Source organism: Vulcanococcus sp. (genome assembly GCF_044369115.1).
In the GTDB taxonomy this organism is placed as follows: domain Bacteria; phylum Cyanobacteriota; class Cyanobacteriia; order PCC-6307; family Cyanobiaceae; genus Vulcanococcus.
In genome coordinates this window covers 1-13,349 of the sequence record NZ_JBIPMN010000059.1, presented here as the reverse complement: position 1 = coordinate 13,349, position 13,349 = coordinate 1, and the positions used below count along the sequence as shown (strand labels likewise).

Genomic DNA, 13,349 nt, shown 5'->3' with positions numbered 1-13,349 from the left:
CAGAAGGTGAATTCGGGGTCGTAACTCGACACCCGCCTAGGCATCCCCATCAATCCGAGAGGATGCATTGGCAGAAAGTTGAGGTTGGCGCCGATAAAGGTAAGCAGAAAGTGGAGCTTGCCAAGCCCTTCGTAGGGCATCCGGCCGATGAACTTCGGGAACCAGTGGTAGATAGCTGCAAAAATTCCCATCACCGCAGCGCCATAGATCACGTAGTGGAAGTGACCCACCACGAAATAGGTGTTGGAAACGTGGATATCAACCGGAACCGTGGCGAGCATGATGCCGGTTATGCCGGCGAAAACGAAGTTAAACAGACCGCCCAGGCAAAACAGCATGGGGGTGGTCAGGCGCAATTTGCCGCCCCAGAGGGTTCCCAGCCAGGCAAACACCTTCACCCCGGTTGGCACCGCAATCAACATCGTGGTGACCATGAACAGATTACGCATCCACTGGGCCACACCACTGGGAAACATGTGATGCACCCACACGATCAACCCGAGCCCTACGATAATGAATGACGCCAAAGCCACATAGACATAACCAAACAGCGGCTTGCGCGAATAAACCGGGAACAGTTCAGAGAAAATCCCAAACACCGGCAGAATGATCACATAGACGGCCGGGTGCGAATAAAACCAGAAGAAGTGCTGATACAGCACAGGATCACCCCCACCTTCAGGGCGATAGAAACTGGTGCCAAAGGTGAGATCCATCAGGAGCATGATCGCTCCACCGGTGAGTGCAGGCAGACCGATCAGTTGCAGGCTCTGAGCCGCCAGTGCAGTCCAGCAAAACACTGGCATGCGAAACAGAGTCATCCCCGGAGCGCGCATCCGCAGGATGGTGGTTACGAAATTGATCGCCCCCATGATCGATGAAACACCGGAGAGCGCCACGGCCGTGATCCACATTCCCTGGCCGTTAATCAGATGACCCAGTGGATTTTGAATGCTCACGGGTGGGTAACTCCACCAACCCGAATAGGCTGGGCCGCCTGGAACAAAGAAGCTGGCCATCAGCAAAAAACCGAAGATCGGCACCAGCCAGAAGGCCACGGCATTGAGCCTTGGGAAGGCCATATCCGGCGCGCCGATCATGGTGGGAATCAGCAAGTTGTTGAGGCCATTGAGCACCGGAAAAATGAACAGGAACAACATGATTGTTCCGTGCATCGTGTAGATGCCGTTGTAAACAGCCCGGTCCACCAAATCGCTTTCCGGGGTGATGAGCTCACCGCGGATCACCATGGCCAAAAGGCCACCGATCAGGAAAAAGAAAAAAGCGGTAACGATGTATTGGATGCCAATTACCTTGGCATCGGTGCAGAAGCCGAAATAACGGCCCCAACCCTGTTCGGGGTTGGGCTCTGGCGGAAAGGTGGCGATGGTCATCAGGCTTGGTGGGGCTGGGAGGTCGATCCGGGAACGTTCACCTGAGGCGGAGGCGCCGGGGGCACGGTCGCCCAACCAGGATTGGAGCGGGCTTGGCGTGTTGCGTACTCAGAAACAGCGAGGCTCAAGCCCGGCTGCAACGGGGCACGGGAAGCCTGCTCGAGCCAGGCCTGATGCTCTTCAGCGCTCTCCACCACCACATCGGCTTGATTGGCAGCAAACCAAGTGCCACTGAACTGGGAGTCGCGCAGGCGATACACCCCTTTACGGGTTGGGGTGACGTTGAAATCAATCGCCCGGCCCGGAACCACATCCTGCTTCACACGGAAAGCGGGGATATAGAAACCGTGAAGCACATCCTCCGACACCAAGCGGAAGGTGACCGGCTGATCCACGGCAAGGTGCAATTCCGTGGATGAAACAGTCGAGCCGGGATAACGAAACTCCCATGACCATTGGCGAGCAATCACCTCCACCTGTTCCGATGGCAAACGATCGCCGGGATACCCGCCCACCTCTTCAACCGGGTTTCGGGGATGGATGTGCTCCATGGGGCCAAGCGTTCCAAGCTGCTCGGAGGCGCGGATGGTCCAGAACGCAATCCCCATCACCAACACGAAGGGAATTGCCGTCCAGATCACCTCCAGCCTTGTGTTTCCCTCGATCGGAATGGCATCACTGTCGTCGTATTTCTCGGCACGGTTGAACAGCATCACCCACGCCATCACAGACACCACACCCAGAAACACAAAGGTGCCGATGGCGGTTTCAAAGCTGAACAGATCGTCCACCAGCGGCGCAGCGGTGGAGGCCTGCACAGGGAGCCAGCGATGGGCTTGCTGCCCCATCCAGTGGCTGATCAGCACCATCACCCCAACCCAGACGCTGAGGCCAACCACGGCTGGGGTGTTGATCGATCGTGTTGAGGAACTCGTCATGGCAATGCAGTCCTCAAGGCAACGCAGTGTGGAGATCAGCTCCGGCCTGCAGGAGCTGATCGGCGGCGATATGAACGCCAAACTCAGCGGCCAACTGCGCGCCAAGGGTGCCGTGCAGGCCGATCACGGCAAACATCACAATCCCAACAGCCAGGTAAAGCCACTGCACCTGACGTCCCATATCGCGGCGCCAGGCATACCGCTGGAAGCCACGCCACACGGTCATGCCCACGATCACCGCGAGCACCAGCACACCACCCACGCCATGCCAGAGCATCGTGGTCATGCCACCTAAGCCGAAGGTGCTCTTAACGCCGGGCAGAGGCACGGCCGTCAGCATTTCGTAGAAGCCAGCGGCCACAGTGAAGAAGGTCACCAGACAGCACGCCAGCAGGTTGTACCAACCCACATCGTGGAAACCACCACGCGTAATCGGCAGAGCCAGGAAGCGAAACACTCGCTTCTCCAAGGGATAGAAAGCCCCCACCAGATCGAAGGCGATCGCAATCACAAACAACCCAATGGTGAGATGCACCAGATTCGGGTGAATCGGCAGGCTGTAGGGCAGGCCGTTCGCGCCAAGCTCCTGAGCGATCTGCTCGATCGTGGGATGCTCTGGGCTGTAGGCGAGGGCAAAAAGCATCAGATCAACCCCTCACGCATGGCGGCAACCACCTTCACGGTGTGAAGGCCGTAGGTCCAGATCAATTTGTCGCCAAGCACCATCTGCACACAGATCAGGGCACTCACAACGGATCCCGCACCCACAAACGCCAGAGGGAGCGTTTCCGGATCGCGGGAGCGGAGCACATAACGCCAGCCGGAGAGGAGCGATAACACCCCCGCCAACGACCAGCCAATCGTGGTGTGGATGTTAAGGACGTTGCGAGCCGCTCCATAGGGCGCAGCCAGGCCCGCCTCCACCTGCCCAAAGATGATCGCCACAAAGATGGCGCCTGTGGCAAACAGGAGATTCCAGAAGCTCACCTCAAACAGGGGAGGTTTGCGCCAGACAACACCGATCACATCGAACACGAAGGCAATCAACGCCATCGCGATCACGAAGTGAACGACGATGGGATGGATCGTGTCCATCCAGGGCAGGTTGTGGTCGTTGAGCGGCGGCAGCAGCTCAAGCATGAGATGCCCAATGGCTCCTCCCAAGCTGGCGAGGCCGCTCGGACACCGCACAGAATTGTTGTGGTTCGCCAACTACGGCGATGCCACACCGCCGGTGATATCGAACTCAGCAGTGGGAGCAGGGGGACTTGAACCCCCACAACGTTGCCGTCTGCGGATTTTAAGTCCGCTGCGTCTACCAATTCCGCCATGCTCCCGGGCGCCGGGTGCAAACCCCACGACCAGGCTGCCATCCTAGATTTGAGCTGCAACCGCCTTGCTGCCGTGCCCCTGCCTGGGTTTCTCAGCTCACTGTCGAGCGAAACGCTGCTGGTGATTGGGGCCTACCTGGCTCTCGGCGGTGCCTATCTGCTTGTTGTTCCAGCGGCACTGATGACCTGGATGACCAAGCGCTGGACCGTGATGGGCAAGATCGAGCGCACAGCCGTCTACGGGCTGGTGTTTCTGTTCTTCCCTGGCTTGATCGTGTTGGCTCCCTTCGTGAATCTGCGCCTGCAGGGTCAAGGGCAGGTTTGATGGGTTCTGGTATCACCCGCGGCAAGGCTCTGCTGGCGGGGCTCGCGATCTTTGCGCTCGGGGGCCTGGGTTACTGGGGCTTCCAAGCCGTTGGCTTCGAAGGTTTCTCGGCTGGCATTGCCGCTCAGGGCGTGTTGGTGGCTGTGGTGTTGGTATGGACGGGCTCCTATCTGTTTCGGGTGGTGACCGGGAACATGACCTACATGGAGCAGCGGCGCCGCTACCGCTCGGCCTACGAGGCCGCCACCGACGAAGAGCTGCAACAACGCTTCGACGCCCTGAGTCCGGAAGAACAGGAGAAGCTGCTGCGGGAGCTCGGACAGCTAAACAACGACAACGCGTCCTGAAAGTCCCGCGTCTGTGACCCCATAGGCTCACGGTCAGATCCTGCGCTGCCGTGACCCTCAGCACCCCCATCCAGCAGCGTTTCAGCCAACTGCAGCAGCAGGGACGCTGTGCCCTGATGCCCTTCCTGATGGCGGGCGACGCCGAGCTGACGATCACCCGCGCCACCCTGCTGGCCCTGCAGGAAGCCGGCGCCGACATGATCGAGTTGGGCATCCCGTATAGCGACCCCCTGGCCGATGGACCGGTCATTCAGGCCGCCGCCAGCCGGGCCCTGGATGCCGGCACCACGCCGGGCAAGGTGCTGGAGATGCTCACGGGCCTGCGCGGCGAGCTCACCATCCCGGTGATCCTGTTCACCTACAGCAATCCGCTGCTGAACCGGGGCATGGATGCGTTCTGCCGGGCCGCCGCCGCTGCCGGAGCCGCTGGTCTGGTGGTTCCAGACCTACCTCTGGAGGAGGCTGAAAAGCTCTCCGGCATTGCCGCCAGCCATGGCTTGGATCTCGTGCTGCTGGTGGCTCCAACCACCCCAGCGGATCGGATGGAACGGATTGCAGCCGCCAGCCGCGGCTTCACCTACCTGGTGAGCGTGACAGGGGTGACAGGGGTGCGCACCAGCCTCGAGGGGCGCGTGGCCGTTCTGGTGCAGCAGCTCAAAGGCATGGGGTCGACCCCCGTGGCGGTGGGCTTCGGCATTTCCGGCCCGGAGCAGGCCCGTCAGGTACGCGACTGGGGCGCCGATGGCGCCATCGTTGGCAGTGCGCTGGTGAAGGTGATGGCCGAAGCCCATGCCCAGCAGGCTGATGTGGCCGCTGCGGCCGGGGCGTTCTGCCGGCAGCTCCGTTCAGCGCTCGATGACTGAGCAGGCAGCGGCGCTGTTCGGAGCGGTGTCGCGGGCCTACGCCCTACACCGTCCCACCTATCCCGAATCGTTCTTCTCCGCATTCGCCGCCCGCTGCCCAGCGCAAGGAAGCGTCTGGGATTGCGGCTGCGGTAGTGGTCAGGCCTCGCTGGCGCTGACCGACCACTTCGGGCAGGTGCTGGCCAGCGATGCCAGTGCCGAACAGCTGAAACAGGCTCCCCCCCACCCCCGCATCCGCTACCAACAGGCCCCAGCCACGGCCAGTGGGTTGCCGCAGGCCAGCGTCGATGGCGTCTTGGTGGCGGCGGCCGTCCACTGGTTCGCTGGCGAGGCCTTCAACGCCGAGGTGCGCCGCGTGGCCAGGGCGGGGGCCGTCCTGGCCTGGATCGGCTACCTGCCGCTGCAGCTGGCAGCAGCGGAGCTGCAGAACCGCCTCGATCACTTCTATGGAACCTCCCTGGAACCCTGGTGGCCGCCGGAGCGTCAATGGGTCGACCGGAGCTACCAAGGCCTGCCGTTTCCGGGTGAGGAATGGGCCTTCCCCGATCAACTCTGGATCGAGCGGCAGTGGAACCTGGCCGATCTGCTGGGCTATCTGGGCACGTGGTCGGCCGTGGAACGCGCCAGGCAACAGGGCATTGACCCACTGCAACCACTCGATGCCGAGCTGCGCCAGCTGTGGCCCGACGCGGGCAACCAACAGCTGCTGGTGCGCTGGCCCTTGATGGGGCGCTGGGGACGCATCAGCCGCTAACCCTTGTCGAAGCCGTCAGAATCGGGGCATCTGATGGTGAGCAGCGCCTCATGAATCTCCGCGTTCCGCTCAGCGCTGGCCTGCTTCTTGGTGGCATAACCCTCACCCCCATGGCTGCCCAGGCCGGCTGGAGCGAATTCAGCTCAGCCATCTCCGAGGTGGATGCCTGCAACCAGGCCCAATACCTGATGCCGGAGAAGGCCGTGGTGCAGGAATTTCGCTATCGCATCAGCAACAGCGCCAATGGCAACAGCTTCCACTGCAAGGTGCGCTGGAGTGATGCAGCCGGCGCCAAAGCCGATGGTCGGCCGATCCTCTTCCCCTCCCGTATCCCCCAGCCGATCTTCGCCGCCGGTTGGTTGTAGGTTGCGGCCCACAGCTTGATCCGGCGATGCGTTTCGTTCTCTGGGGCACCTACTGCGACAACGCTCTGGAGTTGCGCACCCCCTACCGGGAGGAGCACTTGCGCCGGCTGGCAGAACTCCAACAGGCCGGCAGCCTGATCACCTTGGGGCCCACAGAAACGAGCAGTCATGTGTTCGGAATCTTCGAAGCAGAGAGCCAGCAGGAGGTGGAGGCGTTGGTGAAGAGCGATATCTACTGGCGCGAGGGCATCTGGACTGCCGTGGAGATCCATCCCTGGATCCAGGCGTTCTGAGCGAGCGCAGCAACGCCAGACGCCACAAAAAGCGCTTCTCTTTGCCAATCACGCAACAACGCAACCCTCTGGGTTGTTGTTCACCATTGAATCGCAACGGATCTGTAGACATCAGCGATCAGGCCCCTAACTTGCCCGCCAGCAGTGGCTGGGTTCGGTGCGTTTATCTCGACGTCTTCTAGCTGGACTGCTCCTGGCCGGCGGCAGCCTCGGGCTGCTGCAGGCGCCAGCCAGGGCCTGCGCACAAAGTGGGAACGTCACCATCGCAGCCGGGGCAACCTGCGTGATCGACGTGCCAGCGACGCTGACAGGCCTTGTTATGGGTACCAGCAGCATCGTTCAGCTGAAGCCAACAGGGAGCCCGGTCACCCTCACCATTAACAACAGCAGCGGTCTCTCACAACTGACCCTGCACACCAGCAGCAGCCTGGCGCCGATCAGTGGCAGCACCGCCACGCTGGAGATCGGAAGCTCCCTCAGCACGTTCGCCAGCATCAGCAACAACGGGAGCATCAGCCTTGGAAGCGGCCAACTGAATATCAACAGCCCCGGCAGCTTCGCCAACAGCGGCGACATCACTGCGGTGTTGATCACCAGCAGCACTGGGGCCGATAGCTTTACGATGACGGGAGGCATCGTGAATGCACCCCTGAACCAGGGGATCGGCATCGACGATTTCACGATGACGGGCGGTGTTCTGAGCTCGCTGGATCAAGGCGGAGGTCGGGACACCTTTGTGATGGAGGGTGGACACATCGTTGGCAGGTTTCAAGATGGGGACGTTGCCACGCTTAAAGGCGGACGGATCGGAAGTGTTGACATGCATACTGGCAACAACATCTTCACCATGAGCGGAGGGACAATTGATAGTGACTTAGTCGCGAAGCAGGACAGCGACACGATCCAAATATCAGGTGGAACTATTGGCGGAAACATTCGAGTTGGATCAGAGACAAGAAGCGCCACCAATGACGTAGACAGCGTCACCATTAGCGGAGGTGAAGTAAACGGCGGCGTGAGCACCGGGGTTAACAGCGACACCTTCCTCTGGCAAGACAATGGCGTGGTGTTGGGCCTGATCGATCTGGGGGCAGACGACGACACCGCCACGCTCCGGAACCTGGCGAGTCAGATCGAGAACACCGCCGGTTTCAAGGGCGGGCTGGGCAACGACACCATCACCCTCGACAACACCCAGGCCAGCAGCATCAGCCGCTTCACGGAATGGGAGAGCATTCAGCTCACCAACGGATCGCGCTTCAACCTCGATAGCGATCTGAGCCTGGGGGACAGCGGCACCACCACCGGCACCCTGAGCATCGACAGCAGCAGCAGCCTCCAGGCCGTGAGCGCAGTGAGCAGCGTGACCATTAGCCCTGCCAGCAGCTCAGCTCTGGCCACGGTGAACAATGCCGGCACGATCAACCTGGCCACCGGCAGGGCCAACCATCGCCTCACGATCAACGGCAACTACACCGGCAATAACGGCCTACTGTCCCTCCAAACCGTGCTGGGCAACGACCACTCCGCCACCGATCGCCTGATCGTGAACGGCGGCCTGATCAGTGGCAGCAGCCTGCTGGCGGTGACCAACGACGGTGGAGCCGGTGGGCAGACCGTGGCGGATGGGATTCTGCTGGTGCAGGCCAGCGCTGGGGCCACAAGCACCAGTGATGCCTTTCGCCTCCAGCAACGGGTGAGGGCAGGTGCTTACGAGTATTACCTCTACAAAGGAGGCGTGAGCAGCGGCACGGGCAACAGCTGGTACCTGCGCTCAAGCCTTCCCACACCCATGACTCCAACACCGGAGCCAACACCTGAACCGGAAACGCTTACACCAGAACTGGCCGCCCCACCGGCCGGAGCACCGGAGCTTCCAAACAACGGCCTCAGCTCTGGAGGCGAGCCGATGCCGATCTACCGCTATGAAACGCCGGTGTATGCACAGCTGCCTGCGCTGGGCCGCGACATCAACGTCTTCAATCTGAGTACCTTCCACGACCGCCGGGGTGATCAGGGAGCCCTTGGGGTGGCGACAGAGCAACAGGTGTGGAGCCGGGTGGCGGTATCCGGTTGGAATCAGAACTGGAGCGGCAGCAGCCAACCGCAGTTCAACGGCACCCTCACCGCGGTGAACCTCGGGGTGGATCTCGGCATCAAGTCCACGGGCTCCGGCGGTAGTCGCCGTTGGGGGGCGATGTTCAACTTCGGCAACGCAGCCGGGTCGGTGCAGGGATTCACCTATGCCACCGATGGCAACCGCTCGGGGTCCACCCAGATGCAGTCGTATGGCCTCAGTCTCTACGGCACCCTGGTGGATCCCAGCGGCTGGTATGTGGATGCGGTGGCTGGCATGAACCTCTTCGACGTAGCCACCCAATCGCTGGACGCCATCAACGAGAACACCAATGGCTGGGGCTGGACCCTCTCGCTGGAAACCGGCTATCCGATCCGGCTGGGCAACAACTGGCAACTCCAGCCCCAACTGCAGCTGATCGGCACCGGCAGTGCCATCAACGGCTTCAACGACGGCATCGCCTCGATGACGTTCAACAGCCCATGGGCAGCGCTGCTGCGCTCAGGCGTGCGTCTTGCCTACGAGGGGCGTGCGCTGCAACCGTTCCTGCGTGCCAATTTCTGGACCACCTTTGCCGGTCGCGATGGCGTGACGTTCGACGACAGCGTCAGCCTCAACACCAACTACGGCAACACCACCATTCAGCTCGGCGGTGGTGTGGTCTGGCGCCTGAGCCAACGGTTCGGTATCGAAACGTCGATCGACTACCTCACCCAGTCTCAGGATCAGGCCCTCGATGGCTTAGCCGGCAATCTGCAGCTGCGCTTGCGCCTCTGAGGTGATGGGCCAGTTGGCCAGAGCCTGCTGCCACACCCAGGCCGCCACCTCCTGGCTGCCCTGCTCGCCCAACACCGCTGCGTAACCGCTCATCTGGCCTCGTCCCTCCGCCGCGATCGCGGCGATCGCCTGTTCAGACGCCAGACCCTGGCGCTCCAGAGCAGCCAACTTCAGGGTTTTTCCGCGGCGAATGATGTTGCCACCATTCACATGGCAGCCGGCGCAATGCTGCTCAAACAACTGAGCGCCATCGGCCAGGGCCACCCCAGGCCAGAGCATCAGGGCAACCAGACCAGCCAGCAGCGCGGCGCCCAGCCGGCGCCAACAGGCAATCAAGACAGGCACGCAGAGCTTGGTAAGGGTGGAATCAGTCTGCAGACCAGACGGACACGCTGAAATAGAGGCACTGGAGCCTCCGTGCATGCTCACCTTTCTGCACAGCGCCGACTGGCAGATCGGCAAGCCCTACGCCCGCGTCCACGATCCCGACAAACGGGCCCGGCTGCGGCAGGCGCGCATCGATGCCATCGGCCGGATCGGTGCATTGATCCCTCGCTACCAGCCGGCATTTTTGATGGTGGCCGGAGATCTGTTCGATGCACCCACACCAACCACTAGTGACGTGGCCGCCGTGTGTCAGGCGATCGGCAAGCTGGCGATTCCTGTGTTGGTGATCCCCGGCAACCACGACCACGGTGCCCCGGGCAGCGTGTGGCAGTCGCCCTTCTTTGTGAGCGAACAACAGCGGCGGGCGCCCAATCTGAAGGTGCTGCTCGAGCGCGAACCGCTGGAGCTGGAGGGTGCCGTGGTGCTGCCCTGCCCCTTGCTGCGCCGCAGCGACAACAGCGATCCCACCGACTGGGTGCGGCAGCTGGCGTGGCAGGAGCTGCCAAGCGAGAAACCTCGCATCCTGCTGGCCCATGGCTCGGTGCATGGCTTCGCAGCAGCCGATCTCGATGCCGACGACGACAACCCCACCAGCGCCAACAACCGCCTCAATCTCGATGCGGCGTTGCTGGATCAGCTCGACTACGTCGCCTTAGGCGACTGGCACGGCCTCAAACAGATCAATGCCCGCACCTGGTACAGCGGGACGCCGGAACCCGATCGCTTTCCTCGCAACGACGACTACCAGTGCGGTCAGGTGCTGGTGGTTCGGGCCCAGCGCGGCGCCACTCCAACGGTGGAACCGGCATCCACCGCTGCACTGGAGTGGCTGCAGCTGAGAGCCCATCTCACCTCGCTCAATGATCTGCAAAGGCTGGAGCGGCAGCTGGAGCCCCTGCTGGAGGCCGAACCCGGCCGGCAGCTGCTGCTGCTGGAGCAGAGCGGCAGTCTTGGCCTCGAAGCGCACCAGCGCTATGGGCAGCTGCTGGAGCGCCTGGAGGCCCAGCTACTGCGCTTGAAGCGACGGGGACGCATCGAGCAGCAAGCGAATCCTGAGGAACTGGAGCTGTTGCTGCAACGATCCGAAGACCCCCTGATCGCCAGCGTGGCCGGCGGCATCCAGGCGGAACTGTCCCAGGCCACGCTCGCCGGCGACAACGTGCAGCGCCAGCTGCTGCAGCTGGCGCTGGCGGAGCTGCACCGCGCAGCAGGAGCAGCAGGGTGCGCCTGATCGCCTGCAGGCTGCAAAACGTGCGGCGCCACCGCGACCTGGAGCTGCGCTTCGGCCGGGAGCTCACCCTGATCGCCGGTGCCAATGAATCCGGCAAAAGCACCCTGGTGGAGGCGTTGCACAAGACGCTCTTCCTGCGCGCCACCGCCACCGGGCGCGGAGTGGAGGAGCTGCGCTCACGCCTCCACCCAGGACTGCCGGACGTAGAGATCCGCTTTGAAGCCGACGCCGAAACCTGGCGCCTGCGCAAACGTTTTGCGGGCGCCAGCGGCACCTGCCAGCTCAGCAATGGCAGCGGCGTCGCCCTGAACGGCCCCCAGGCTGAGGAGCAGCTGGCTCGGTTGCTGGGCTACGAGGCGCCGGTGGAAGGACGCCGCATTGCCCAACTCCCCGAGCGATGGGCCCACCTCTGGGTGCGTCAGGGCGACGCCGGCCTCAACCCCTTCAGCGGCAGCCAGGAGCGCTACGACCACCAGCGCCTGGTGGCGCAGCTGCAACAGCAGAGCAGCCAGAGCCCCCTGCAATCCAGCACCGACAGGCTGGTAATGGAGCAGATCCAGCAGCAGGTCAGCACGCTCTACACCGCCACCGGCAAGGTGAAGGCCGGATCCCCGCTGGCTGGAGCGCAGCAACGCAGCCAAGAAGCCGCCGCCGCCCTTGCCCTTGCCGAGCAGCAGGTGGCGGATCTCGAAGCCGCCATGGAGCAATGGCGCAGCATCAACGAGCGACTGGAGACGATCGAACAGCAACAGCGACCCGCCCTGCAACGGGAGCTGCAGCTCCAGCAACAAACCCAGCTGCTGCAAGCCCAGCTGGAACCGCTGCTGCAGCGGCAACACGAACACCAGCAGCTGCTGAAGCAGCAGCGTCAGGAGCAACAGGAGCTTCTGCTAACGCAGCAGCAACTGGACACAGCCCTCAAGCAACAGCAAGAGGAACAAACGCAACACCAACAGCTCCAGGAGCAGATCAAGGAGACGAGTGCCGCCCTCCAGCAACTGACGCAGCGCCAGGAGCAGGTGCAACGGCTGCTGGATCTGCAGCAGCTGAACGAGGACGTGAGGCAGTTGCGCGAGTACCAACAGCAACTGCAGCGGCTGCAGGAGCAGGCCGAAGGCCTGAAACAGCAACTGGCTGAGCTGCCGGAGATCACCGCCGAGCAGGTGCGGCAGCTCCGGCAGGCCGAACAGGCCCTGGCCCAAGCCACCGCCCGTTGCGAAGCGATGGCGGCAGGGCTCGAGGTGCTGGCTGCCGATCAGCCCATCCAACTCAATGGGGAACCGCTGGTCAACGGAGAACGGCGCCGGATTGAAGCCGCTGCCGAACTCACGGTGGGCAGCGGCGTGCGCCTGCAAATCAGCCCGGGCGGCGGCCAGGCCTTACCGCGGGCCCTCGAGCAGCAGCGGCAATGTTGCCAGCAGCTGGAGCTGCTGCAACAGGAGCTCCAGCTGAACAGCAGCGATCAGGCGGAAATGATCGAACGGCAGCGCACTGCTCTGGAGCGCGAGCTCAACAACCTGCGTCAAGCCGCCAAGGCGATCCCCTGGTCGGGCCTGCAGCAACGGCTGGAGCAGCTCGAGCCCAGGCGCCAGCAACTGGCCACTGCCTTGGGTGGCAGCGAGGTTGCCCCCCTCGATCCTGCAGAGCTGCGCAGTGAGCAAGAGAGCCTGCGCCAGCGCAGCGGCGAACTCAGCCGCGGCCTGGAGCGCAGCAACCAACAGCTGCGGGAGCTGGAGCAGAACCGACTCAGCCGCCAAGCAGCCCAGGAGCAATTGCGCAGCCGCTGCGGCCAGCTGGAAGGTTCCTTGCAGGTGCTGGGCGAACGACTGCAGCACCTGAACAGCACCGAAGCAGCAGCTGGTGAGCTGGATACGCAGCAGCAACAGCTCGGGGCCCTGCGGGCCGAACTCGCGCACCTGCAGAGGGCCAGGCTGCACGGCGGCTCAGCCAACCCTGCTGCCGATGCCGCTGAACAGCTGGAGGCACTTGAGCGGGAGAAGGATCGCCTGCTCAGCCAGCTCGGGCAAGCCCAGCAACGCAGCCAAAGCCTGGGGGCTACCAACCCCATGGCCGAGCTGGAGCAACGGCAGGTGGCCTGGGAGGAAGCGGAGGCGGAGCGAGCAGCTCTGGAGCAACGCGCCATGGCTCTGCGGCTGTTGCTGGAGCGCTTTCACAGTGCCCAAAGCACTCTGGCCAACCGCTACAGCGAACCTCTGCGCGCCGCGATCACTCCCTATCTGACGGAACTGGATTTGGCAGAACTGGCC

General features: G+C 62.8%; 15 protein-coding genes and 1 tRNA gene. 9 read left to right on the top strand and 7 right to left on the bottom strand.

Annotation, left to right across the window (positions count from 1 at the left end):
- From ACIQ2E_RS06275 to ACIQ2E_RS06255, 5 genes are all read right to left on the bottom strand, one after another.
- Positions 1–1,394, bottom strand: a 1,394-nt coding sequence (locus ACIQ2E_RS06275; RefSeq protein ID WP_398327737.1) for a cbb3-type cytochrome c oxidase subunit I, incomplete at its 3' end; no start/stop codon positions are given.
- On the bottom strand, positions 1,394–2,332 hold the full coding sequence (locus ACIQ2E_RS06270; RefSeq protein WP_398327735.1) for a cytochrome c oxidase subunit II: 939 nt from the start codon (positions 2,330–2,332) through the stop codon (positions 1,394–1,396). The genes ACIQ2E_RS06270 and ACIQ2E_RS06275, both read right to left, overlap by 1 nt.
- Before the next feature lie 13 nt (positions 2,333–2,345).
- Positions 2,346–2,975, bottom strand: coding sequence for a DUF2231 domain-containing protein (locus tag ACIQ2E_RS06265; RefSeq protein WP_398327732.1), 630 nt, complete (start codon positions 2,973–2,975; stop codon positions 2,346–2,348).
- Positions 2,975–3,472: a DUF2231 domain-containing protein gene (locus ACIQ2E_RS06260; RefSeq protein ID WP_398327729.1), complete on the bottom strand. Its 498-nt coding sequence runs from the start codon at positions 3,470–3,472 to the stop codon at positions 2,975–2,977. The genes ACIQ2E_RS06265 and ACIQ2E_RS06260 overlap by 1 nt, the downstream gene beginning before the upstream one ends.
- Before the next feature lie 113 nt (positions 3,473–3,585).
- Positions 3,586–3,669 (bottom strand) — tRNA-Leu (locus ACIQ2E_RS06255).
- Between the two features lie 67 nt (positions 3,670–3,736).
- Between ACIQ2E_RS06255 and ACIQ2E_RS06250 the strand changes: the two genes are divergently transcribed.
- The 6 genes from ACIQ2E_RS06250 to ACIQ2E_RS06225 are packed head-to-tail and all read left to right on the top strand — an operon-like array spanning position 3,737 to position 6,610.
- Positions 3,737–3,988 (top strand): NAD(P)H-quinone oxidoreductase subunit L, encoded by a 252-nt coding sequence (locus ACIQ2E_RS06250; protein WP_398327726.1) that lies wholly within the window; start codon positions 3,737–3,739, stop codon positions 3,986–3,988.
- Positions 3,988–4,335: a DUF3007 family protein gene (locus ACIQ2E_RS06245; protein WP_398327723.1), complete on the top strand. Its 348-nt coding sequence runs from the start codon at positions 3,988–3,990 to the stop codon at positions 4,333–4,335. The genes ACIQ2E_RS06250 and ACIQ2E_RS06245 overlap by 1 nt, the downstream gene beginning before the upstream one ends.
- A gap of 50 nt (positions 4,336–4,385) precedes the next feature.
- Positions 4,386–5,198 (top strand): tryptophan synthase subunit alpha, encoded by an 813-nt coding sequence (gene trpA / locus ACIQ2E_RS06240; RefSeq protein ID WP_398327720.1) that lies wholly within the window; start codon positions 4,386–4,388, stop codon positions 5,196–5,198.
- A complete protein-coding gene (locus ACIQ2E_RS06235; RefSeq protein WP_398327717.1) occupies positions 5,191–5,952 on the top strand; it encodes a class I SAM-dependent methyltransferase in 762 nt (253 codons plus the stop codon). Before trpA ends, ACIQ2E_RS06235 begins: the two co-directional genes overlap by 8 nt.
- A gap of 50 nt (positions 5,953–6,002) precedes the next feature.
- Complete coding sequence (locus tag ACIQ2E_RS06230; RefSeq protein WP_398327714.1) at positions 6,003–6,317, top strand: hypothetical protein; 315 nt, start codon at positions 6,003–6,005, stop codon at positions 6,315–6,317.
- Positions 6,318–6,343: 26 nt separating this feature from the next.
- On the top strand, positions 6,344–6,610 hold the full coding sequence (locus tag ACIQ2E_RS06225; protein WP_398327711.1) for a YciI family protein: 267 nt from the start codon (positions 6,344–6,346) through the stop codon (positions 6,608–6,610).
- A 397-nt stretch (positions 6,611–7,007) separates the two neighbouring features.
- On the opposite strand, the gene ACIQ2E_RS06220 is transcribed toward ACIQ2E_RS06225, so the two are convergent.
- Positions 7,008–7,436: a hypothetical protein gene (locus tag ACIQ2E_RS06220; RefSeq protein WP_398327708.1), complete on the bottom strand. Its 429-nt coding sequence runs from the start codon at positions 7,434–7,436 to the stop codon at positions 7,008–7,010.
- A gap of 189 nt (positions 7,437–7,625) precedes the next feature.
- Between ACIQ2E_RS06220 and ACIQ2E_RS06215 the strand changes: the two genes are divergently transcribed.
- Positions 7,626–9,464, top strand: a complete 1,839-nt coding sequence (locus ACIQ2E_RS06215; protein WP_398327705.1) for an autotransporter outer membrane beta-barrel domain-containing protein — start codon at positions 7,626–7,628, stop codon at positions 9,462–9,464.
- On the opposite strand, the gene ACIQ2E_RS06210 is transcribed toward ACIQ2E_RS06215, so the two are convergent.
- The gene (locus tag ACIQ2E_RS06210) at positions 9,429–9,743 is read right to left on the bottom strand and encodes a c-type cytochrome (protein ID WP_398327740.1); all 315 of its coding nucleotides are present in this window, start codon (positions 9,741–9,743) and stop codon (positions 9,429–9,431) included. The genes ACIQ2E_RS06215 and ACIQ2E_RS06210 overlap by 36 nt on opposite strands.
- Before the next feature lie 142 nt (positions 9,744–9,885).
- Here ACIQ2E_RS06210 and ACIQ2E_RS06205 point away from each other — a divergent pair, with 142 nt between their 5' ends.
- Both ACIQ2E_RS06205 and ACIQ2E_RS06200 read left to right on the top strand, forming a co-directional pair.
- On the top strand, positions 9,886–11,082 hold the full coding sequence (locus ACIQ2E_RS06205) for an exonuclease SbcCD subunit D (RefSeq protein ID WP_398327702.1): 1,197 nt from the start codon (positions 9,886–9,888) through the stop codon (positions 11,080–11,082).
- On the top strand, positions 11,073–13,349 hold a 2,277-nt coding region (locus ACIQ2E_RS06200; RefSeq protein ID WP_398327699.1), incomplete at its 3' end, for an AAA family ATPase. The genes ACIQ2E_RS06205 and ACIQ2E_RS06200, both read left to right, overlap by 10 nt.

What these genes read in the sequence shown, in the direction of transcription:
- ACIQ2E_RS06270 (WP_398327735.1), bottom strand. Translation starts at nt 2,332, where the DNA reads ATGACGAGTTCCTCAACACGATCGATCAACACCCCAGCCGTGGTTGGC.
- ACIQ2E_RS06265 (WP_398327732.1), bottom strand. Translation starts at nt 2,975, where the DNA reads ATGCTTTTTGCCCTCGCCTACAGCCCAGAGCATCCCACGATCGAGCAG.
- ACIQ2E_RS06260 (WP_398327729.1), bottom strand. Translation starts at nt 3,472, where the DNA reads ATGCTTGAGCTGCTGCCGCCGCTCAACGACCACAACCTGCCCTGGATG.
- ACIQ2E_RS06245 (WP_398327723.1), top strand. Translation starts at nt 3,988, where the DNA reads ATGGGTTCTGGTATCACCCGCGGCAAGGCTCTGCTGGCGGGGCTCGCG.
- ACIQ2E_RS06235 (WP_398327717.1), top strand. Translation starts at nt 5,191, where the DNA reads ATGACTGAGCAGGCAGCGGCGCTGTTCGGAGCGGTGTCGCGGGCCTAC.
- ACIQ2E_RS06230 (WP_398327714.1), top strand. Translation starts at nt 6,003, where the DNA reads ATGAATCTCCGCGTTCCGCTCAGCGCTGGCCTGCTTCTTGGTGGCATA.
- ACIQ2E_RS06225 (WP_398327711.1), top strand. Translation starts at nt 6,344, where the DNA reads ATGCGTTTCGTTCTCTGGGGCACCTACTGCGACAACGCTCTGGAGTTG.
- ACIQ2E_RS06220 (WP_398327708.1), bottom strand. Translation starts at nt 7,436, where the DNA reads ATGCATGTCAACACTTCCGATCCGTCCGCCTTTAAGCGTGGCAACGTC.
- ACIQ2E_RS06210 (WP_398327740.1), bottom strand. Translation starts at nt 9,743, where the DNA reads ATGCTCTGGCCTGGGGTGGCCCTGGCCGATGGCGCTCAGTTGTTTGAG.
- ACIQ2E_RS06205 (WP_398327702.1), top strand. Translation starts at nt 9,886, where the DNA reads ATGCTCACCTTTCTGCACAGCGCCGACTGGCAGATCGGCAAGCCCTAC.